Consider the following 19,821-nt stretch of genomic DNA (forward strand, 5'->3'; position numbering starts at 1 on the left):
CCGGGCCGGTCAGCGCCGGGCGGTCACCCGGTCGCGGATCAGCACGCGCAGGTCCTCCATCGGGTCACCGTCACCGGCCCCGAGCAGCGTCTTCGTCGCCGCGATAGTCAACCCCAGCTCCGGGTACGCGTACGCGAGGCTGCCGCCGCTGCCGGCCGCGCCGAACGAACCGTCGTCGTCCACCGCGTACCCGAGGCCCCAGGTCGCCTCCTGCCCGAACACCCACTCCGGTCCGGGCGGCCCGTCCAGCGTCGTCGCCTCCCGCAGCCGGGCCGGCGAGATCAGCCGGACACCGTCCACCTCGCCGATCAGCGCCGCGAGCATCCGTGCCGCCGCCCGCGCGGTCACGGTGCCGGTGGCCGGCACATCGGCGGCCAGGACGTCGGCGCGGCTGCCGACCTGCGCACCCGGTCGGACGCCCGCCGGGGCGACCCGGTCGAAGTTCGGCAGGTTGGCACTCGCGTAGTCGAACAGCGCCGCCATGTTGCGGTCCTCGACACGGGCCAGCCGGCCCAGCTCGGCCGCCGGAACACCGAGGTACAGCTCGTCGGCCACACCGAGTGGCCCGGCCACGTCCTCAGCGAGCACCGCCGAGACGCGCCGGCCGGTCACCCGGCGGACCACCTCACCGACCAGCCAGCCGAAGGTCCACGCGTGGTACGCCTTCACCTCGCCGGGTGGGGCGATCGGCTCCGCGTCGGCCACGACGGCGCACATCCGGTCCCAGTCGGTGAAGTCCTCCGGCGTCACGTCGGCGGGCAGGACGGGCACGCCGGCGGTGTGGGTGAGCGCGTGCCGGAGGGTGATCCGCTCCTTGCCGTGCCGGGCGAACTCCGGCCACACGTCGGCGATCCGCAGGTCGTAGTCCAGCTCGCCGCGCTCGGCCAGCACGTGTACCACGGTCGAGGTGACGGCCTTACCGGTGGACGCGCTCCAGACCGGGGTGTCCGCCCCCAGCGCCCGGCCGGTGGCCCGGTCGGCGATCCCGGCCTGCACAGTCAGGATCGGCTCGCCGTCGAGGTACGCGGCGACCTGCACCCCGGATTCCCGGCCGCTGGCGATCAGCTCGTCGATCGTCTGCCGTACGTCGGCCCGCAGGCCGTCCCAGTTCCCGTCCACGGTCGTCGACTCTGACAGAGCAGGCAGCGATCGCGCGCATGATTATCGGCCACCGGCGCGACCTGCGCGGTGCCCTCAGTCGGTGAGCAGCCGCCCCCGCAGCCGAGTGGTCAACGACTCGTCCACGCCGAGACGGTCGGTGGCGTAGCCGACCACCGACCCGTACGCGGTGGTCAGGTCGGCCAGGAAGTGCCGGATGACGGCTTCGGGGGCGCGACCGTACCCGGGCCAGCGCAGCTCACGCTCGGGGTTCAGGGCCCGCCAGTCGGCGATGAGGCGCTCGGTGGCCAGCTCGGTGCGCGTGAAGTCGGCGACGATCTGCTCCTCGTCGACGCCCAGCAGGGCCAGCAGCAGCGCGGCCAGCAGGCCGGTGCGGTCCTTGCCGGACGCGCAGTGGAAGACGAGCGGCGCTTCGGTGGCGGCGATCACCTCCAACGCCTGGCGCAGCTCGGCGACCCCGTCTTCGGCGACCTCGGCGTACCGGTCGGCGAGGTAGCGCCACGGGTCGACCGTCTCCTCGATCGTCGCCTGATCGTAGGGGCGGTGCTCGATGCTGAGGTTGTGCCAGGCCAGCCCGTCGATCTGTGGTGCTCGACGCCGTGCGGCGATCTCCCACGGATACCGCAGGTCGATCACCGTACCGACGCCGAGGGCGTGGAACCGGTCCAGGTCGGCGCCCGCCAGCTTGCCCAGCGAGTCCGAGCGGTAGAGCAGGCGCCAGCGGACCGTACGCCCGTCGTCGGTGCGGTGACCACCGAGGTCGCGGAAGTTGTGCAGACGGTCGAACGCGACGTGCCGGTCCATCCGGCAGACCCTAGTGCCTCCGGCCCCGGCGTGGCGGCCCCCGACGGGCCAGCGCGAGGTCACCGCCCGGTAGGTTGCCTGCCATGGTGGACGCGGCGGCCGGCAGGGGCGTGCAGATCTGGACCGACGGGGCGTGCAGCGGCAACCCCGGACCGGGCGGCTGGGGCGCCCTGCTGCGCTACGGCGACCACGAGCGGGAGCTGTGCGGTGGCGAGGCGACCCCGACGACCAACAACCGGATGGAGCTGATGGCGGCCATCCAGGCCCTGGAGAGCCTGAACCGGCCCGTCACGGTCGAGCTGCACACCGACAGCACCTATGTGCGTAACGGCATCACGAGCTGGCTGGCGTCGTGGAAGCGAAACGGCTGGCGGACGGCCGCGAAGCAGCCGGTCAAGAACGCCGACCTGTGGCAGCGGCTGGAGGCGGCCTGCGAGCGGCACGAGGTCACCTGGCTGTGGGTGAAGGGGCACAACGGTCACCCGGAGAACGAGCGCGCCGACGGTCTGGCCAACAAGGGCATGACCGAGGCGCGGGCGGCGCTGGCGAGCCGCTAGGTCGTCCGCTCGGTTCGGCGGGTCGCGTCGGGGTGCCCCGGCATGCTCGACCCGCCGCCGCTGCTGCCGGAGGAGCCGCCGGTCATGCCCGAGCTGTTGTCCTCGGTGACGATGTCCGGTGGCACGTCGGTGTCGGCCGGCGGCGGGACCTCGGTGTCCGCCTCGACCTGCACCAACGGCACCTGGCCGGCCTCGTCCTCGCTGTGCTGCGGGTCGCCCGGCAGCTCACCGTCGCGCTTTCGGTAGCCCACGCCGTGCCCCCCGTCGATGCCGGTCCGCGTCGGCCGTGGCTACCCGGCGTCGTCACCCACGAAACCTCGCGCGGCGGCAGCAGCCGTCTGGGTGAGCGGGGCCGGCTCCGGCGCGGCGCTCGGCAGGCGCAGGGACCGCCGACGGGTGTGGGGCCGGCCGGAGCCGCCGTGCCCGCGTACCGCGCGGCTCGTCGCACCGCCGTCAGCGGCGGCGGCCCCGGCGGGTCGGGGCGGCGGCCCGCGCGGGGCGGCGTACCGGTGTGAGCGCCAGCGCCCTCCAGTGTGCCGGCCGGGTCAGCGTCGCCGGCAGCCCGGTGCGGACGTCCCCCCGGGCGGCGTCCACCTGAGCCTGGTGCAGGAACAGGGTGGCTCGTAGGTCCGCGCCGCGCAGGTCGGCCCCGCGCAGGTCGGCGCCCGTGACGTCGGCCAGACCCAGGTCGACGCCGCGCAGGTCGGCGCCGACCAGCAGCGCGCCGCGCAGGTTGGCCCGGCGCAGGTCCACCCGGCGCAGGTCCGCCCCGAGGAGCTGCGCGCCCCGCCGGTCGATCCCGCCGGGAAAGCGGGCCGCGTCACTGACCTGCGACAGGAGCGGGTTGACGCGGGCCCGGTGCGCGTCGACATCCACGGCGCGCAGCCGCGCCGGATCGCTCTCGGCGAGCGCGGCGATCTCGGCGCGGGCATGCTCCAGCTCGGCGCGCAGCGCGGCCGGTGGGCGCAGCGACACCGCCTCGCCGAGATACCAGAGCAGTTCGTGCAGCGGACGCAGCACCGTGAACGCCTCGGCCATCGCGGGCAGTGTCTCCGGGGCGTCCCGCCAGTCCCGGCCACCGAAGGTGACCTGGGCGACCTGCTGCCCGGCCCCGAAGCAGTCGAAGACCGTGCACCCGGCGAACCCCCGCTCCCGCAGCTCCGTGTGGATGCCGCAGCGGTGGTCCGGGCGCAGGTTCGGGCAGGCCCGTCCGGCCGGCTTGTCGATGGCAAAGTCGGCCGACGCGGCGAAGGCGGGAACCACACAGCACAACCCGAAACAGCGCGCGCAGTCGGCGCGCAGACGCGACGACTGCGACGGCGGCGCGGGATGGGTCGACACGGGGAAACGGTCCTCCTGGCGATCGACGACGACCCCCATTGTCCCGCGCCTCATCCCGACCCGGTGGGTCGGGGGTCACCGTCCGTGCGCGTCGCCGGCCGTCGCGGAGCGAGGAGCGGGGGTACGCGAACCGTCCGGCGGCGGCACCAGCCGGCGGATCTCTCGCTGCCCGTCGCCGCCGCCGTACTTCTGGTCGAAGTGCCTGCGTACGGTGGCGGCCGGCGTGCGGTCCCCGTCGACCGGCTCGGCCAGGGCGAACACCTTCGGGGCGCCGCCCGGCGCGCGCGGTGGCAGCACGGCCCGCACGGTCAGCGGCCCGGTCACCTTGAACACACCGCAGTCGACGTAGTGCTGCCCCTCCACACTCACGTAGGGCACCTGCACCTCGACCACGTCGGAGTCGTCGTGGCGCAGCGTGACGGCGACCGACCAGTACCGCTCCAGGTTGACCGTCGCCTGCTCGTGCTCCCACAGCTCCTCGAAACGGGCGTGCACGAACCCGCCCCAGGGGCTGTCCATGTCGACCTCGAGCTGGGGCACGTTGAACGACAGCTTCCCGATCGGGAAGAACGAGATTAGCGCCCGGCTGTCCCACTGGTAGAGCTGGATCGACGGGGACGCGTCGTAGAGCCGAACCTGCAACCGGTGCCGCAGTCGGGCGTCGAGCGAGTCCTGGAACAGCGCCAGGTGCCGCAGGTTGGTGCGGATCTGGCGCGGTACGTCCACCCGCTGCCGCTCCAACTCCTCCGAGCGCTGCTGCGCGGCCGTGCAGTCCGGGTCCAGCAGGAGCAACTGCACCTGCGCGCCGTTGGCGAGCGCCGCCCGCACCCCCCGCAGCGCCTCCTCGCGTTGCGTGTCCTCCAGCAGGATCGTCCAGGTGTCGAGGATCCGCACCCGGCGTCCGGAGCGGTGCAGCCGGGTCACGAAGGCGTGCTGGTCGAAGCTCAGGTGCTCCTGCACCCGCGCCCTGCGGGCCTCCTCGAACAGCGGGTCGAAGATGACGTACGAGATGGCCGCGAGGACCACGCTGGAGCCGATGTTGAGCAGCAGGTCGCTGAGGAAGCCGCTGCTGCGCCAGGCGGCCAGCAGCAGCACGAGGGCGATCCCGAGCAGCGCCCCACCGACGCCGAAGGCACGTCGTTGTCGGCCGCCACGGTCGCCCCGACCAGCCCAGTCGGGCATCCGGTCCCCTTCCGTCCTGGCCTCGCCGATCATCGAGATGCGGAGGATACGTGCCGGCTTTGCCGCTCGCTGTCCCGTTCGCGACCGACGGGTTCGCCGACCGGACCGTCTCGACCGCTTCTTACGTGACGGTAACGGGGCAGGGCGACTGCGGAGGGTAGGGGTGGATGGACGACGACGAACGCGAGAAGGCCCTGGTCGCCGCCCTGACTGAGCCGACGACCCTCAGACCCGTCGCCAGTCGTCGGTGGTCAACGCGGCGGCCTGCGGGCCCATCAGCAGCATGCCGCCGTCGACGGGCCAGGACGCCCCGGTGACGTAGCTGGCGGCGGGGGAGGCGAGCAGCGCGACCACGGCCGCCACCTCCCGGGCGTCGCCGGGCCGTCCCACCGGCACGCCGGGCCGCTCCTGGGTGAACGGGTCGACGTCCTCCTGACCGGTCATCGGCGTGGCGATCTCGCCCGGAGCGACGGCGTTGACGGTGATCCCGTCGGCGGCCAACTCCTGGGCCATCACCCGGGTCAGCAGCCCCAGGCCGCCCTTCGCGGCGCAGTACGCGGCCGAGCCCACCCGGGGCGCGTGCTCGTGCACGCTGGTGATGTTGATGATCCGTCCGCCCGCGCCGGCGGCCCGCATCCGCCGCGCGGCCCGTTGCGCGCACAGAAAGGGCGCGTCGAGGTCCACGGCGAGCACCTCGCGCCACTGCTCCCAGCCGGTGTCGACGAACGGGGTCGAGCCGCCGATGCCGGCGTTGTTGACCAGCACCCCGATGCCGCCGAGTCGGTCGGCCAGCTCGTCGATCACCGCGGTCGCGTCCGGCAGCCGGGTGAAGTCCGCCTCGGCGATTTCGCACCGCCGTCCGGTGGAGCGGACCTCGGTCGCCGTCCGCTCGGCGCCGTCGGGGTCGCCGTACCAGGTGATGCCGATGTCGAAGCCGGCCTCGGCCAGGGCGACCGCGCTGGCCTTGCCGATACCGGAGTCCGCGCCGGTCACGACGGCGATGCGGGGGTACGTGTCGTATCGATGGGGCATGGACGGGCAGTACCCCGGTCACGCCCGGCGTACCGTCGCCGGATGCGGATCACCCGATTCACGCACTCCTGCGTCCGCGTCGAGCACGACGGTGGGGTGCTTGTCGTCGACCCGGGGACCTGGAGCGAACCACGGGCGCTGGTCGGCGCGGACGCCGTCCTGGTCACCCACGAACACACCGACCACGTGGACGTGCTGCGCCTGGCCGGGCTGGGCGTCCCGGTGTATGCCCCGGAGGGCGCCCGGCTGCCCGACCTCGCCCCGCTGCCGAGCGGTGGACGCCGCCGCCGCGTACCCGATCCACGACGCGCAGCTCAACGAGCGCGGCCTGGCCAGCGTCGCCGGCTGGTTCGCCGAGACCATCCCCGGCTACCGCCACCTCGCCCCCGGCGACACCGCCTGAGCGACCGCGCCCTCGGACCGCGTCTGTGGGTGGTCGGAGCACACAACGACATCGACGAGCGTGTCGGTCGGGCTCATGTCGGGTGTGGCCTGCGTCACGGTAGCTTCGGCGCACGCCGACGCCCCCGCCGGCGCTGCCAAGGAGAACGTTCATGACCACACCGCGCCGAACCGCCACCGCCCTGACCGCCGTCCTGCTGCTGATCCTGACCATCGCGGCCCCCGCCCAGGCCGCCACCCCCGCCACCAGGCCGCCCGTCTCCGGGTCGTTGGGCACCTACAACATCTCCGGGGTGTACGTCGCCGGTGTGTCCTCCGGTGGCTACATGGCGACCCAGCTGCACGTCGCCTACTCGTCCCGGATCCGGGGCGCTGCCGTCTTCGCGGCGGGCCCGTACTACTGCTCGCAGAACACCGTTGCCCAGGCGCTCTACGGCTGCGGTGACAACCTGTACCCGACGAACGTGTCCGCCCTGCAGACGTACACCCGGACCTGGGCGACGTACGGCTGGGTCGACCCGGTCGGCAACCTCTCCGGCGACCCGGTGTACGTGTTCCACGGCGCCAACGACACCTCCGTCAAGAAGTCCGTCACCGACGACCTGGTCCGCTACTACCAGCACTTCGGGGCCAGCGTGCAGTACGACAGCGGCTCGGCGGCCGGTCACTCGTGGGTCACGCCGTACGGCACGTCGGGGTGTACGGCCACCGCGTCGCCGTTCCTCAACGACTGCGGCACCGACCCGCAGAACGCCCTGCTGCGCAAGCTGCTCGGCGGGGTGAACGCGCCCAATACCGCGGCTCTCGGTGGCACGCTCGTGCGCTTCGACCAGAACACCTTCGCGGTCAACGGCTGGGCCAACGGGCTGAGCATGGACGCCAACGGCTTCGCCTACGTCCCGTCGGCCTGCGCCGCCGGGCAGTCGTGTCGGCTGCTGGTCGCCCTGCACGGCTGCGCCCAGGGGTACGGGTCGGTGGGCACGGCGTTCGTCGACCGGGCAAACCTCAACCAGTACGCGGACACCAACAACCTGGTCGTGCTCTACCCGCAGGCGGGCACGGCCCTGAGCAACCCGAACGGCTGCTGGGACTGGTGGGGCTACCTGGGCGCGACCAACTTCCCGATCAAGGGCGGCGCGCAGGTGGAGTCCATCATGAACATGGTCCGCCGGCTGGACGGCTGAGGGTGGTGGCTCACCGCCGCTGTCACCGAATGCCCGGCACCGCCGCCTGACGGTTGCCGTCACCGGCCGCCGGGGTGCGGAAGCGGGGCGCGGCGGCGGTGAGCACCGCGGCTGTCGCCGGGACGGACCACCCGTCGGTCAACTCCGCCACCAGGGTGTCGACCAGCCGGGTCACGGCCGGCTCGGCACCCTGGTGCAACGCCTCGGCGGCGATCAGCACCGACGAGGTGCCCGCCCGTACGGCGGACCACGCGCTCTGCCGGTTCGTCCACCGCCGGGCGTGCGCCCGCCCGACGGAGTCGACGAAGGTGACCTCGCCCGGGTCGGGGTGCTCGGTGTCGCCGGCGAAACTCAGGTACGTCTCGTCGCCGTGCGCCGGCCGGACCACCAGGTCGCCGTCGACCCGGTCCAGGTCGAGAACGGCGATGGGGATGGCGTAGGCCGCCGAGACGGCGTTGCAGAGATCGACCAGCGGGTGCACGCGGGGCAGTTCGCCGTCCAGACGTAGCCGGCGCAGCAGGGCTTCGGCCGCGCACCGGTACTTGGTGGGTCGTAATCCCATGGCCGCGTACGCCCGCCGCCACGCCTGGATCTCCCCGAAGGTGCTCTCGGCGCCGTCGGCCAACCGCTTCCGGGCGAGGGCGAGGTAGCCGGCCGTGCGCTGCGCCACGTCGGCCGTGGCGGTGATCCCGGTCGCGTGCACCACGCCGGCGACCAGGTCGGGATGTGCGGCGCGAAGCTGCGCCGAGTGCTCGAACTGCATCAGGCTCCCTATCGTTCGGTGAGGGCGAGCGTCACGCCGAGCGCGACGAACGTGCCGGCGACGGACCGGCGCAGCCAGTCGGTGACGCGGGGGCGGGTCAGCACCCGGTCCCGCAGGCGGGCGGCGAAGACGCCGTAGCCGCTGAACACCACGAAGGTGAGCAGCATGAACACCACGCCGCAGGCGAGCATCGCCCGGGCCGAGCCCGGGGCGGTGGTGTCCACGAACTGCGGGAGGAACGCGACGAAGAACAGCGTCGGCTTCGGGTTGAGCAGGTTGACCAGCACACCGGAGACGATCACCCGGGCCGCCGAGCGGGGTGGGCGTTTGCTCGTCGCCGCGAAGGCGCTGCGGTCGCGGATCGTCGACCAGCCCAGATAGAGCAGGTAGCCGACGCCCAGGTACCGGACGGCCTCGAACGCCGTGGCGCTCGCCTGCAACAGCGCCGCCAGCCCGGTCAACGCCGCCAGCAGATGCGGCACCACGCCCAGCGTGCAGGCGAACGCGGCCAGCACGCCCGCCCGGGCGCCCCGGGACAGTCCGGCGGAGACGGTGAAGAACACCCCGGTGCCGGGGGTGATCACCACGATCAGGGCGGTGATCAGAAAGGGGATGCTCACGGTCGTCCTCCGGCGGAGTCGGGCGGGGTGTCTACGGCCCACTCTGCTGCCAAGATGGTCCGGTGAGCAGGGCCAAAGCGAACGACTCCGCGAGGTCCATAACGGCCGGGTCGGATTTTCTGCACCTCACCGTCGCCGACGCGCCCCCCGGCGGGCGTGCCGACTGGCTCGCCGGCCGGCTACGCCAGGCGATCGCCGAGGGGCGGGTGCCGATCGGCGCTCGACTCCCCGCCACCCGGGTGCTCGCCGCCGACCTCGGCGTCTCCCGGGGCGTGGTCACCGAGGCGTACCAGCGGCTCACCGAGGAGGGGCATCTCACCGGCCGGGGCCGGGCCGGAACGGTGGTCGTCGGCGCCCCGGGGGCGCCGCCCGCGCCGCCGCCCGCCCCGGCCGCGCCGGCGGAACCGGCCGCGCTCTTCCCACCGACGCCCGGCAGCGACATCTTCGACGCGGTACGCGCGGCCCGCGCGACGATCGACCTGACTCCCGGCGTACCCGACCTGACCGCCTTTCCCCGCGCGGACTGGCTGCGGTCGGAACGGGCCGTGCTCCGCCGTGTCGCCGCGGCGGACCTCGGTTACGGCGACCCGTGCGGCGCGCCCGCGCTGCGCGGGGCCGTCGCCGCCTGGCTGGCCCGCAACCGGGGCATCACCGTCGACCCGGTCGACGTGATCATCGTGGCCGGGGTGTCCCAGGCGGTCGGGCTCCTCACCCAGGCGCTCCGCCCGGCCGGCATCGATCGCATCGCGGTCGAGGAGCCGGGCTCGCTCGGCGTACGGCAGCACCTGAACAACTGGCAGGTCGTCACCCCGCCGATCAGCGTGGACGACGCCGGGCTGCGCGTCGACGAACTGGTCGCCAGCGGCCTGCGCGCGGTGTTGCTCACGCCCGCGCACCAGTTCCCGACCGGCGTGGTGCTCGACGGTGACCGGCGCCGCCAACTCCTCGACTGGGCGCGGGCCGGCGGTCTGATCATCGAGGACGACTACGACGCCGAGCACCGCTACGACCGGCCCCCGGTGCCGGCGCTGCGGGGCCTGCTGCCCGAGCAGGTCTGCTACGCCGGAAGCGTGTCCAAACTGCTCGCCCCGGCGCTGCGGGTCGGCTGGCTGCTCGTGCCGAGGCGACTGCGGGCGGCGGTGGTGGCCGCCAAACGCAACGCCGATCTGGGCAACGCGGTGCTGCCGCAGCTGGTCCTGGCGGAGCTGATGACCTCCGGCGCGCTGGAGCGGCACCTGCGGCTGCTGCGCCGCCGGCACACCCGCCGCCGGGACGCGATGATCGCCGCCCTGGCCCGGCACCTGCCGACCGCCACGGTGCACGGCGCCGCGGCCGGGCTGCACCTGACGATCACCCTGGACGACGCCGCCGTGGCGGACACGGAGGTGGCGGCGGCGACGCTGGCGCGCGGGGTGAAGGTGCAGCCCCTGTCCTGGCACTGCCAGCGGCCACACCGGCCCGGCCTGGTGCTCGGCTACGCGGCCCGGACGGCGACGGAGATCGACGAGGGCGTCGCCGCCATCGCCGCCGCGCTGCGGCCGACCGGTCGGCCGGCTCGCTCAGCCCAGGAAGAGCTGGACGAGCACGAGCACGGCCAGCAGCGCCGGCCCGCGTGAGCCCTGGCGCAGCAGGTCGACCGGGACCATCCCGAACGGCGTGTTGACCGTCGCGCCGCCGTAGTTGATCGGCGGGCGGGTGCCGGCCCGCCAGGCGGCGGCCACCACCCCGACCGCCAGCGTCGGCGCGAGCCAGGTCGGTCCGGCGTCGAGGGTCGGCAGACTCGGCAGGGTCAGCAGCCACCACACGCCCGCGCCGACCGCCGGCACCACCACGTGGATTCCGCGCAGCGCCGCGTCGCTGCCACCGAGCGCCCGGCGCAGCCCGGGTGACCGACTGACCGCGCGCAGGCCACCGGTGAGCCGGTCGGTGGCGAAGTAGGCGAACACCACCTGAGTGGCCCCGGCGAGCCCCGGCAGGGCGAGCGCGGCGGCGTACTGGACGCCGATCAGCCCGGCCCAGATCAGCAGAGCGCTGGGGTGGCGGCGCAGGCGGCGTACGTCGGCCTGCAGCAGCGCCCACCACGCCGGGCCGGGCAGGAAGCGGCGGCTGCGGACCCGGCCGATGCGCCGCCACCGCCGGCTCTCCACCAGGCTGGTGAGCATGCTCGGGTCGAGCAGGATCGTGGCCGTCGCGGCGGCGTTGGCGAACTGCGCGCCGGTCGTCAGCGTGGCCCGGTCCACCCGGGGCAGCGCGCGCACGGCGAGAACCGTGCCGAGGACCGCGAGGGGCACCCCGACCGCGATCAGCGCGCCGGTCGGCAGCGCCGCCGGCCGGGGCAGTTCGTCGCCGAGGCGACCGGCGATCACCACCACTGTCGCGACGACGGCGGCCGTCACCATCGGCGCCGCCCCGACCACCGTCGGCCAGCGGCGGCCCGCCCGGCTGCTCTGGGCGACGACGCTCAGGGCGAGCGCGGCGGCGCCCCACCCGGCGCCGGCCGCCGCGGCCCAGCCCACGGCGCCCAGCTGGGTGACGCCGCCCAGCACGGCCACGGCGACCGCGAGCAGCGCCGTGCCGGCCGCCGCGCCCGCCAGCAGGACGCCGAGGCGCGGCGCCAGCCAGGCCCGCCGGTCGACCGGGGCGCTGGTCACCCAGCTCTGGGTGGCCGGGGTCACCAGCAGCGGGCCGAGCGCGCGCAGACCCCGCCAGGCGAGCCCCGCGCCAGCCAGCAGCGCGGCGACCGCCAGCCACCAGCGCACCCCCTCGTCGGCGCGGCCGACGGTGGGGGAGACCAGCACGTCGCGGCTGGCGCTGACCGCGAACCAGCCGTACATGCCCACGAAGAGCACGATGACGTACGCGTCGCCCAGCACGTCGCCGAGGGAATGCTCGTGGTGGCGGCGGCGGGCCCGGCGCAGGTGCGTACGCACCTGCCGGGCGGTGGGCAGCCCGGCGGGTGTCTCGGCGATCGTGGCCGGCGGGGCGCTCACCGACCGATCTCGATCCGCTCGTCGACCACCGCGTCGATCAGCTCCGGGTCGTGCGAGGCCAGCAGCACGGCGGTGCCGGCGTCCCGTTCCCGGCGCAGCCGGTCGGCCAGCCACTGCCGGCCGCGTACGTCCAACCGCTGCTCCGGCTCGTCCAGGATCAGCACCCGTCGTGGGCGTACGAAGCACGACGCCAGCGCCAGCCGACGGCGCTGCCCACTGGACAGGGTCACCGGCAGCTGGTCGCGGGCCGGCTCCAGGCCCAGCTCGGCGAGCACCTCCTCGACCGGCTCGGCGTCGCCCCCGTGGGCGTACGCGACCAGCTCCAGGTGCTCGACCACCGACAGGTCGGGGAAGAAGTCGATGTCGTCCAGGGCGGCCGCGACCAGCGCCCGCACCTGCGGATCGGTCTCGTCGGCCCGGCGGCCCTGCACCAGCACCTCACCGGCGTCCGGACGGTCGGCGCCGACCACGCACCGCAGCAGGGTGGTCTTGCCGCTGCCGTTGGGGCCCAGCAGCACCGCGATCCGACCCGCCGCCAGCGTGAAGCTCACGTCGTCGAGCACGACCAGGTTGCCGAAGTTGCGGCTGAGTCCCCGCACCGAGAGAGCGTCCACGGTCACACACTCTCCCAGACCCGTGCCACCGGCCAACGCGAGCGATGGACATCACGCCGGCCCGGCGGGCCACGCGGTTCAGAGGCCGGCCGGCGGCGCGTCGGCGTCCTGCTCCAGGCGGTCGTCCGCGGCGGCCAGGGCCCGGTCGTCGGCGACCTCCTCGGCCACCGTCGCCGCGTCCGCCCAGAGCCGCCGCGCCTCGGCCCCGTCGCCCAGCGCGGCGGCGGCGTCGCCCAGGTACAGCAGGGTGCGGCCCAGCCCCGCCGTGGGCCGGGCCTCCGCCCGCAGCCGCCGGCTCTCGGCCAGCAGCTCGTACGCCGCCCGCGCCTGCCCCGGCGTGCTGGTCAGCAGCGTCGCGCCGGCGTTGAGCAGCGCCGCGGCGCGGCTGGTCGGGTCGTTGACCGACTCGTACTCGCGCAGGGCGGCCCGCCACGCCTGCGCCGCGTCCAGGTGCTCGCCGAGGGTCGCGTGCACCAGCACCAGGTTGGTCAGCGCCGCGGCGTAGCCGCGCGCGTCACCCACCGACCGGAACGTGTTCGCCGCCCGCACCAGGTGGTGGTGCGCGCTGTCCAGCTCACCCCGGGCCAGTTGCGCCGCGCCCAGGCCCAGGTCGGTGAGGGCATGCCCGGCGCGGTCCGCCGACGAGCGGTGCCGGCGGGACAGCTCCAGGTGCTCCACCGCGTCGTCGAGCTGCCCGAGATCGAGCAGGGCCAGGCCGAGGTTCATCCGTGCCTGGGCGGTGCCCCGCCGGCCGCGCTCGGCCACCGCGAGGGTGAGCGCCGCCGCCGCGCCCTGCGGGTCGTGCCGGCGTCGGCGCAGCACACCCAGCTCGTTGTGCGCCCACCCGGCGATCTCCGGCCGGTCGTCGGCGGTCGGGGTGGCCAGGACCGTGCGGCAGACCTGCTCCCACTCGTCGAGCCGCTCGACGTGCGCGAGCCACCCGCACAGCGCCACGGCCAACCGGAACCACCACCGGCGGACCCGACGGGGCAGCGTCTCGGCCGCTCCGGCCGGCACCCGGACCACCGCCAGCAGCAGCTCCTGGTGCAGGTCGAACCAGCCGTACGGGTCGTCGTCGAGCGGCAGCGACCACTCCCGGTCCGGCGGGGAGCCGAGCACGGCCAGGTTGGCCGCGTGTCTCTCGGCCCGGCGGGCCAGGTGCCGGGTGAGCCGGGCCTGCGCGGCGACCCGGGAGCGGGCCGGCTCGGCGTCGCGCAGGTGCAGCCGGGCGTTCGCGGCGAGCAGCGGGCGGACCTCGTACCGGTCGCCGCTCGCGCCGACCACGAACGCGGCGGCGGCCAACTCATCGAGAAGCGCGCTCACCCGCTCGGGATGGCGGCGGGCCAGCGCGGCGATGGTCGGCCGGTCCACCGGGGCGGGGGTCAGCGACATCAGCCGGTACAGCCGACGCGCCTCGCGGGTCAGCGCCCGGTACGCGGTGTCCCGTTCGGTGACGAGCTGGGCCGCCGGCGAGACGGCGACGCGCTGGTGCGGCGGGGTGCGCACCGCACGCCGCAGCGCGTCCAGCACGTCGGAGTGCCGCCAGCCGTGCTGGGCGGTGCGGTAACCGAGCGCCCGCACGGTGCGGGGCTGCCGCCCGCACAGGTCGACGATCTCGCGTACCGCCGGGTCGGTGCGCGGGTCGGCGCGGCGGATCCGGGCGGCGGGCGCGGCCCCACCGGCCGCCGCGAACAGCTCGACCGCCTCGTCCGGACCGGGCTCGGCGATCCAGTGCTCCACCACGCCGCCCAGGCCGCTGAGCGCGGGGCCGCAGGCCAGCAGCAGCCGGCAGGTGCGGGCGGTCGGCGGCAGCAACGCGCGGACCTGCTCGGGACGGTCGACGTTGTCCAGCACCAGCAGGATCTTGCGACCGTCGAGCTTGCGGCGCAGCGCGGCGGCGGCGGCCGCGAGGGCGTCCGGGCGGCCCGACGTCGGTGGCGCGGTGCCCAGGACGCCCGCCAGCGCGGTGAGCACCTGCCGCGCGGAGCGGGGACGACCACCGCGGCGCAGGTCGAAATGGTACTGCCCGTCCGGGAAGTCCTCCCGGCACAGGTTCGCCGCCTGGACGGCGCAGGCGGACGTGCCCACCGCCCGCCGGCCCAGCACCGCCACCGCGTGTTCGCGAGCGAGCAGGTCGAGCACCGCCTGGACGTGCTCCTCGCGGCCGGCGAACCCGGCCGTGTACGGCAGGGTGGGCACGTCGGTCAGCGGTGTGGTGACGACGTCGGTGGGTTCAGGGCCGGTCTGGCGGACGGCACGTCGTCGGCGCAGCTCGAACACCACGAAACCGACGCCGCCGAGGACCGCCACCACGATGCTTGCCGGGCCGAGCACACTTGCCGCGAACTCGGACAGCAGGTTGCTGGCCAGGTTGCCGAAGACGCCGCTGAGCAGCGTGCCGATCGTCACGAGCACCGGCCAGCGCGGCGTCCGGCCGGGACCGGTGGGGCCGGTCACCGCACGCCCCCGGAGACCAGCCCGGCGACGAGCTGCCGTCGGGCGAGCACCATCAGCACCACCGGAAGCACCGAGGCGAGCACCGACCCGGCGGCCAGGACGCCACTGTTGGACACGAAACCGCGGCTCTGCCCGGCCAGGAACAGCCCGAGCGGGGTGGCCTCCGGCCCGCTGAACAGCAGGCCCACGGCGAGGTCGTTCCAGACCTGGACGAATTCCAGCACCGAGACGGCGATCACGGCCGGCAGGTTGTGCCGGGCCAGCCGGTGCAGGGTGCCCCACCAGCGCCGACCGCCCAGCCGGGCGCCCCGCACCTGCTCGGCCGGCAGGTCGGCGAACGCGTTGCGCAGCACCAGCACCGCGAACGGCACCCCCAGCGCCACGTGCACCAGGGCCAGCCCGCGGGCGGTGCCGGAGGAGAGCACCACGCCGAGCACCTCGTTGACCGGCCCGGCGATCACCTGCACCGGGACGACGGTGGCGGCCATCAGCAGCAGCCCGGTCGCCTGCGCGGCCGGCCCGGTCAGCCACGCCAGCGGGTACGCGGCCAGCAGCGCGACGACCAGCACCGAGGCGGTGACGACTGTCGCCAACAGCAGCGTGAAGCCCAGCGCCCGCCACAGCTCGCCGCCACCGAGCAGCGCCGCGTAGGAGCCCGTCCCGGGCGGGGCCGACCACCAGCCACGTGCGGCGGCGTCCACCTGCCCGTGCGCGGAGGTCGCCACGAGCACCACGAGCGGGATCAGCCAGGCCACCGCGCCGCCCGCGGCGAGCAGCCGGAACAGTCGTCGCGGCGGTGTCGTCGTCGGGGCGGGCCCGGGTGTCGCCTCGACGCGGGGTGGCGGCCACGCCTGGCGGACGAAGAACGCCGCCACCAGCATCCCGGCGACCACCGCCACCAGCCAGACGACGCCGAGCGCGGCGCCCTGCCCGGTGGTGGTGCCGCCCGAGGTCTGCCAGACCCGCAACGCGAGCACCGCCGCGTCGTCGCGGACCGACCCGGGCGTCATGACGAGGATCAGGTCGAAGGTCCGGCTGGTGCCGAGCGCCACCAGCGCGAAGACCACCGCGACGGTGCGCAGCAGCAGCGGTCGCCACTGCGCGTCCCACAGGACGTGCCGTCGGCCGCCGCCATAGGCGCGGACCGCGTCGGCGAGGCTCGGCGGCAGCCGGTCCAGTGCGGCCCGGAAGACCAGCACGGCCAGACCCACCCACGCCCAGACGAACGCCGACATCAGCGCCACCGTGACCAGGCCCGGCCCGAGCAGTTGCGGCGCGTTGTCGTCCGACCGGCCGGTCAGCCGTGCCGCGAGCAGGGTGGCCAGGCCCCGGGTCGGGTCGGGGTCGTACATGAGGCGGAAGGTCACCCCGGTGACGACCAGCGGCAACGCCACCGGCACCAGCAGGATCAGGCGGACCAGCCCGCCCTCCTGGGAACGGCGGGACGCCACGGCGAACAGGTAGCCCAGCGCCGTCACCACCGCCGGCACCAGCACCGCCCACAGCACCGTCCGGCCGACCACCGCGCCGGTGCCGGGCGCGGCGAGCGCCGCGCGGAAGTGCTCCGCGCCGACCCAGCGACCGTCGGTGGTGACGCTGGCGTGCAGCGTGCGCAGCACCGGCCACAGCACCAGCGCGCCGAGCAGCAACGCGGCCGGCAGCAGCAGCGCGGAGGTCGCCCCGGCCGCCGGGTAGGCCCGGCCGCGCCGGGGCGGGCCCACGTCGTCCAGCACCGCCAGCTCGCCGAGCACCTTGACCTGGCTCATCGGCCACCGCCCGCGTCGCGGGCCGCCGCCGCGAGCTGCCCGGTGGCCCGGCGAACCGCCTCACCGGCGGAGACACCGTCGGTGACGTCGGCGAAGAAGTCCTGCATGATCCGCCAGATGCCCACCCCGTCGGAGCCGGTGAACGCCCCGGGCAGTTGGTCGGAGAGGTCGAAGTGCAGGGTGTCGGGGCCGCGCATCTCGCGGGCCAGCTGGCGACGGACCGGGTCGGCGTAGTCGGTGAGCGCGATGGTGGTGTTCGGCGACAGGTAGCCGCCGGCGCGCAGCCAGGGCTGGAACGAGTCGGCGCGGGTCAGCCACTCGACCAGCTCCACCCCGCCCCGGGCGTCGGCGAACACCACCGCCACGTCCCCGCCCACGATCAGCGCGCCGCCGCCCGTACCGGCGCTCGGGAACCGGAAGGTGACCGGCTCCTCCGGGCCGCGCCGGAACCGGCCGACCACCTCGGCGGTGAAGTCGGCCTCGAAGACCATCACCGCCCGTCGGGAGCGCACCACCTGGATCACCGACTCCTCGTACTGGGTGAGCAGGGCGCGCCGGCCGCCGCCGGGGAAGGCGCCGTCGATGCTCCACAGCTCGGCGAGCCGGTCCAGGGTGTCGCGCACCGGCCGGCCCTGCCAGTCGGCGTCCGGCCCGGCGAGGGCGTCGTAGGCGGTCGGCGCGAGGTCGGCCAGCACGTTCTCGAACCAGTCGGTGAGCACCCAGCCGTCCGCCGCGCCGATCGCCAGCGGCGCCGGGCCGGCGCCGCGCCGGGCGAGCGCGCCGAGGCGGCGGGTCAACGAGACCAGCTCGTCCCAGCTGGTCGGCTGCTCGGGCAGCATCGAGGGCAGGTGCCAGACCAGTGACTTGTGCGCGGCCTTCACCCAGACGCCGTAGCGCTGCCCGTCGGTCATCAGCAGGTCGCTGAGCCCGATGGGCACCGCGTACTCGGTCGAGGGGCGCACCGGGCGCAGCCAACCCCGCTCCGCGTACTCCGTCACCAGGCCGGGGCGCGACAGGATCGCCACGTCCGGCGAGGTGCCCGCGAGGTGTCGGGCGCGCAGGAACGCGTCGATGTCGTTGCCGGCGCTGACCACGCGCACCGGGTGGGGGGAGGTGGCCACGACCTCTCGGAAGCGGTCCAGCTCGCTGCCGCTCCACACCACCGCCACCTGCACCGAGCGGCCGCCGCTGGTACACCCGGCCGCGGTCGCCGCCGCGCCGGCCGCGGCGGCGCGCAGCAGCGTACGCCGGGTGACCCGGCCGGCCGGCGTCACCGCAGCGCCTCGTCGGGCTCGGTGACCAGATCGTGGTGGCGGGGGATCTCGGCGAGCGTGGCCGGGTCGGCGGTGCAGACGAGCACGGCCACCCCCGGCGCGTCCGGGGGCGCCAGTCGGGGCAGCAGGTCGGCGAGGCGACTGCCGCCGGACGGGTCGACGGGCAGGTCGACCACGAGCACCTCGGGCAGGCAGACCGCCGCCCGGGCCAGCGCCACCCGGAAGCGCTGGGCGTCGGAGAGCAGGTGCGGCAGCAGATCCAGCGTCGGCGCCAGCTCCAGCCGGTCCACCACGGTCGCCGTCCAGTCGTCGGCCACCTCGTGCACCCGCTCGCGTTTGCGCTGGCCGTACTCGATGTTGCGGCGCACGGTGAGCTGCGGCAGCAGCGCGCCGCCGGCGGGCACGTACCCGATCTGCCGGCGCGGCGGCGCGAGCGCCGTGACGTCCCGGTCACCGACCATGATCCGCCCGGTGACCGGGGCGGCGAGCCCGGCCAGCACCCGGGCCACGGCCGTGCCGACCCGCGGTGGCGCGACCAGGGCGACCGTCGCGCCGGACGGGACGTCGAGCGTCACCGGCCCGGTGCCGGGGACGGCGACCAGTGCGCGTAGTCGTAGCGTGGCCCTCACCTCCGGTGACCGCTGGTGCCCGTCCCAGGGTGGCACACCCTGCCGACAGTCGATGTCCCGCCGATCTTCCACTGTGGAAGGGGCGGCGGCTACCGGGTCGGCGGGCCGGAGGGGGCGTAGAGGGCGGCCAGCCCGGCGGCGGTGGCGGCCAGGCGGTCGCGGAGCGCGACCGGGGTGAGCACCTCCACGTCGGCGCCGAGGCGCAGCAGGTCACCGTGAGCGTGGGTGAGCGACTCGATCGGCAGGACGGCGGTCACCCAGCCGTGCGCGTCGGGTGGCCCTGCGCTGGCGTCCACCGCGGACACCACCGGGTCGCTGCCGATCTCCCGCAGCCGTTCCCGGCCGGCGGGCGACAGCCGTACGGTGGCCTCGTCGCGGTGCAGCCGGGCCCGGAACCGCAGCACGTGCTCCCGCCACCAGGCCGGCAGGTCGAAGTCGGCCGGTCGGTCGAACTCCTGCGCCAACGGGGTCAGCGCGAGGATCTGGTTGACCCGGTAGGTCGCCGGCTCGGCGCGGCCCGGTCGCGTGGCCACCACGTACCACCGGCCGCCCTTGAGCACCAGGCCGTACGGCTCCAGCACCCGGGTCACCTCGCCGCGCCAGCCGCGGTAGCGGACCTCGACGCGCTGCTGCCGCCAGACGGCCTCGGCCGTGCGGGCCAGCTCGGGGGAGGCGTCGCCGTCGGCGTACCAACCGGGTGTGTCCAGGTGGAAGCGTTGCCGCAGCTGCGTGGCCCGGTCGCGCAGGGGTGCCGGCAGGGCGGCGTGCAGCTTGAGTTGCAGGGCGGCCACCACGTCGCCGTAGCCGAGCTCGTCGGCGGGGCCGGGCAGCCCGGCCAGGAACAGCCGGTCGGCCTCCTCGGCGGTCAGGCCGGTCAGCCGGGTCCGCCAGCCGTCGACCAGCTGGTAGCCGCCGGCGTGCCCGGCCTCGCCGTAGAGCGGGATGCCGGCGGCGTGCAGCGACTCCACATCCCGGTAGATGGTGCGCGGGGAGACCGACAGCCGCTCGGCGAGCTGCGCGGCGGTCAGCCGACCGTGCGACTGGAGCAGCAGCAGGACGGAGAGAAGTCGACTGGCCCGCACTTCAC

19 protein-coding genes and 1 pseudogene are annotated in these 19,821 nt (G+C 75.1%); 5 read left to right on the forward strand and 15 right to left on the reverse strand.

The window, feature by feature from the left end:
- Window positions 1–9 precede the first annotated feature (9 nt).
- The gene (locus ABZU53_RS27155) at window positions 10–1,119 is read right to left on the reverse strand and encodes a serine hydrolase domain-containing protein (RefSeq protein WP_354861282.1); all 1,110 of its coding nucleotides are present in this window, start codon (window positions 1,117–1,119) and stop codon (window positions 10–12) included.
- Window positions 1,120–1,194: 75 nt separating this feature from the next.
- Entirely contained in the window at window positions 1,195–1,923 is a 729-nt protein-coding gene (locus tag ABZU53_RS27160) for a tyrosine-protein phosphatase (RefSeq protein WP_355068281.1), read from the reverse strand.
- Window positions 1,924–2,006: 83 nt separating this feature from the next.
- Here ABZU53_RS27160 and rnhA point away from each other — a divergent pair, with 83 nt between their 5' ends.
- On the forward strand, window positions 2,007–2,480 hold the full coding sequence (gene rnhA / locus ABZU53_RS27165; protein ID WP_007459445.1) for a ribonuclease HI: 474 nt from the start codon (window positions 2,007–2,009) through the stop codon (window positions 2,478–2,480).
- Here the strand turns inward: rnhA and ABZU53_RS27170 are convergent.
- The 4 genes from ABZU53_RS27170 to ABZU53_RS27185 form a co-directional block, all read right to left on the reverse strand.
- Complete coding sequence (locus ABZU53_RS27170; RefSeq protein WP_355068283.1) at window positions 2,477–2,731, reverse strand: preprotein translocase YidC; 255 nt, start codon at window positions 2,729–2,731, stop codon at window positions 2,477–2,479. The genes rnhA and ABZU53_RS27170 overlap by 4 nt on opposite strands.
- Before the next feature lie 202 nt (window positions 2,732–2,933).
- Window positions 2,934–3,821, reverse strand: a complete 888-nt coding sequence (locus ABZU53_RS27175) for a pentapeptide repeat-containing protein (RefSeq protein WP_355068285.1) — start codon at window positions 3,819–3,821, stop codon at window positions 2,934–2,936.
- Between the two features lie 75 nt (window positions 3,822–3,896).
- Window positions 3,897–5,003, reverse strand: coding sequence for a DUF5919 domain-containing protein (locus ABZU53_RS27180; RefSeq protein ID WP_354863023.1), 1,107 nt, complete (start codon window positions 5,001–5,003; stop codon window positions 3,897–3,899).
- Between the two features lie 225 nt (window positions 5,004–5,228).
- Window positions 5,229–6,035, reverse strand: a complete 807-nt coding sequence (locus ABZU53_RS27185) for an SDR family oxidoreductase (protein WP_355068287.1) — start codon at window positions 6,033–6,035, stop codon at window positions 5,229–5,231.
- Window positions 6,036–6,077: 42 nt separating this feature from the next.
- Between ABZU53_RS27185 and ABZU53_RS27190 the strand changes: the two are divergent.
- The 3 genes and pseudogenes from ABZU53_RS27190 to ABZU53_RS27200 all read left to right on the forward strand — a co-directional run.
- Window positions 6,078–6,284: pseudogene (locus ABZU53_RS27190) on the forward strand (MBL fold metallo-hydrolase); the annotation flags it as partial.
- A gap of 25 nt (window positions 6,285–6,309) precedes the next feature.
- On the forward strand, window positions 6,310–6,438 hold the full coding sequence (locus tag ABZU53_RS27195; protein WP_354863036.1) for a hypothetical protein: 129 nt from the start codon (window positions 6,310–6,312) through the stop codon (window positions 6,436–6,438).
- 151 nt (window positions 6,439–6,589) lie between these two features.
- A complete protein-coding gene (locus tag ABZU53_RS27200; protein WP_354863027.1) occupies window positions 6,590–7,621 on the forward strand; it encodes a PHB depolymerase family esterase in 1,032 nt (343 codons plus the stop codon).
- A gap of 22 nt (window positions 7,622–7,643) precedes the next feature.
- On the opposite strand, the gene ABZU53_RS27205 is transcribed toward ABZU53_RS27200, so the two are convergent.
- A complete protein-coding gene (locus tag ABZU53_RS27205; RefSeq protein ID WP_355068289.1) occupies window positions 7,644–8,384 on the reverse strand; it encodes a phenylalanine--tRNA ligase beta subunit-related protein in 741 nt (246 codons plus the stop codon).
- An 8-nt stretch (window positions 8,385–8,392) separates the two neighbouring features.
- Window positions 8,393–9,004 (reverse strand): LysE family translocator, encoded by a 612-nt coding sequence (locus ABZU53_RS27210; protein WP_355068291.1) that lies wholly within the window; start codon window positions 9,002–9,004, stop codon window positions 8,393–8,395.
- 62 nt (window positions 9,005–9,066) lie between these two features.
- Between ABZU53_RS27210 and ABZU53_RS27215 the strand changes: the two genes are divergently transcribed.
- The gene (locus tag ABZU53_RS27215; RefSeq protein ID WP_355068293.1) at window positions 9,067–10,620 is read left to right on the forward strand and encodes a PLP-dependent aminotransferase family protein; all 1,554 of its coding nucleotides are present in this window, start codon (window positions 9,067–9,069) and stop codon (window positions 10,618–10,620) included.
- On the opposite strand, the gene ABZU53_RS27220 is transcribed toward ABZU53_RS27215, so the two are convergent.
- The 7 genes from ABZU53_RS27220 to ABZU53_RS27250 all read right to left on the reverse strand — a co-directional run bounded on the left by ABZU53_RS27220 (window position 10,564) and on the right by ABZU53_RS27250 (window position 19,816).
- On the reverse strand, window positions 10,564–11,994 hold the full coding sequence (locus ABZU53_RS27220) for a DUF6297 family protein (RefSeq protein ID WP_355068295.1): 1,431 nt from the start codon (window positions 11,992–11,994) through the stop codon (window positions 10,564–10,566). The genes ABZU53_RS27215 and ABZU53_RS27220 overlap by 57 nt on opposite strands.
- On the reverse strand, window positions 11,991–12,614 hold the full coding sequence (locus ABZU53_RS27225) for an ABC transporter ATP-binding protein (protein WP_355068297.1): 624 nt from the start codon (window positions 12,612–12,614) through the stop codon (window positions 11,991–11,993). Before ABZU53_RS27225 ends, ABZU53_RS27220 begins: the two co-directional genes overlap by 4 nt.
- Before the next feature lie 72 nt (window positions 12,615–12,686).
- Window positions 12,687–15,065: a tetratricopeptide repeat protein gene (locus ABZU53_RS27230; RefSeq protein ID WP_355068299.1), complete on the reverse strand. Its 2,379-nt coding sequence runs from the start codon at window positions 15,063–15,065 to the stop codon at window positions 12,687–12,689.
- Window positions 15,062–16,831 (reverse strand): hypothetical protein, encoded by a 1,770-nt coding sequence (locus ABZU53_RS27235; protein WP_354861298.1) that lies wholly within the window; start codon window positions 16,829–16,831, stop codon window positions 15,062–15,064. Before ABZU53_RS27235 ends, ABZU53_RS27230 begins: the two co-directional genes overlap by 4 nt.
- On the reverse strand, window positions 16,828–18,105 hold the full coding sequence (locus ABZU53_RS27240; protein ID WP_355068301.1) for an extracellular solute-binding protein: 1,278 nt from the start codon (window positions 18,103–18,105) through the stop codon (window positions 16,828–16,830). Before ABZU53_RS27240 ends, ABZU53_RS27235 begins: the two co-directional genes overlap by 4 nt.
- The gene (locus ABZU53_RS27245; RefSeq protein ID WP_354861302.1) at window positions 18,102–18,734 is read right to left on the reverse strand and encodes an ATP-binding cassette domain-containing protein; all 633 of its coding nucleotides are present in this window, start codon (window positions 18,732–18,734) and stop codon (window positions 18,102–18,104) included. The genes ABZU53_RS27240 and ABZU53_RS27245 overlap by 4 nt, the downstream gene beginning before the upstream one ends.
- Window positions 18,735–18,823: 89 nt before the next feature.
- The gene (locus ABZU53_RS27250; protein ID WP_355068303.1) at window positions 18,824–19,816 is read right to left on the reverse strand and encodes a WYL domain-containing protein; all 993 of its coding nucleotides are present in this window, start codon (window positions 19,814–19,816) and stop codon (window positions 18,824–18,826) included.
- Window positions 19,817–19,821: the final 5 nt, after the last annotated feature.

Origin of the sequence: Micromonospora sp. NPDC005194 (genome assembly GCF_040608335.1) — a bacterium.
GTDB lineage: Bacteria > Actinomycetota > Actinomycetes > Mycobacteriales > Micromonosporaceae > Micromonospora.

Bases quoted from the DNA above. Each gene is read 5' to 3' on its own strand.
- ABZU53_RS27160 (WP_355068281.1), bottom strand. From the start codon at position 1,923: ATGGACCGGCACGTCGCGTTCGACCGTCTGCACAACTTCCGCGACCTC.
- rnhA (WP_007459445.1), top strand. From the start codon at position 2,007: ATGGTGGACGCGGCGGCCGGCAGGGGCGTGCAGATCTGGACCGACGGG.
- ABZU53_RS27180 (WP_354863023.1), bottom strand. From the start codon at position 5,003: ATGCCCGACTGGGCTGGTCGGGGCGACCGTGGCGGCCGACAACGACGT.
- ABZU53_RS27185 (WP_355068287.1), bottom strand. From the start codon at position 6,035: ATGCCCCATCGATACGACACGTACCCCCGCATCGCCGTCGTGACCGGC.
- ABZU53_RS27200 (WP_354863027.1), top strand. From the start codon at position 6,590: ATGACCACACCGCGCCGAACCGCCACCGCCCTGACCGCCGTCCTGCTG.
- ABZU53_RS27205 (WP_355068289.1), bottom strand. From the start codon at position 8,384: ATGCAGTTCGAGCACTCGGCGCAGCTTCGCGCCGCACATCCCGACCTG.
- ABZU53_RS27235 (WP_354861298.1), bottom strand. From the start codon at position 16,831: ATGAGCCAGGTCAAGGTGCTCGGCGAGCTGGCGGTGCTGGACGACGTG.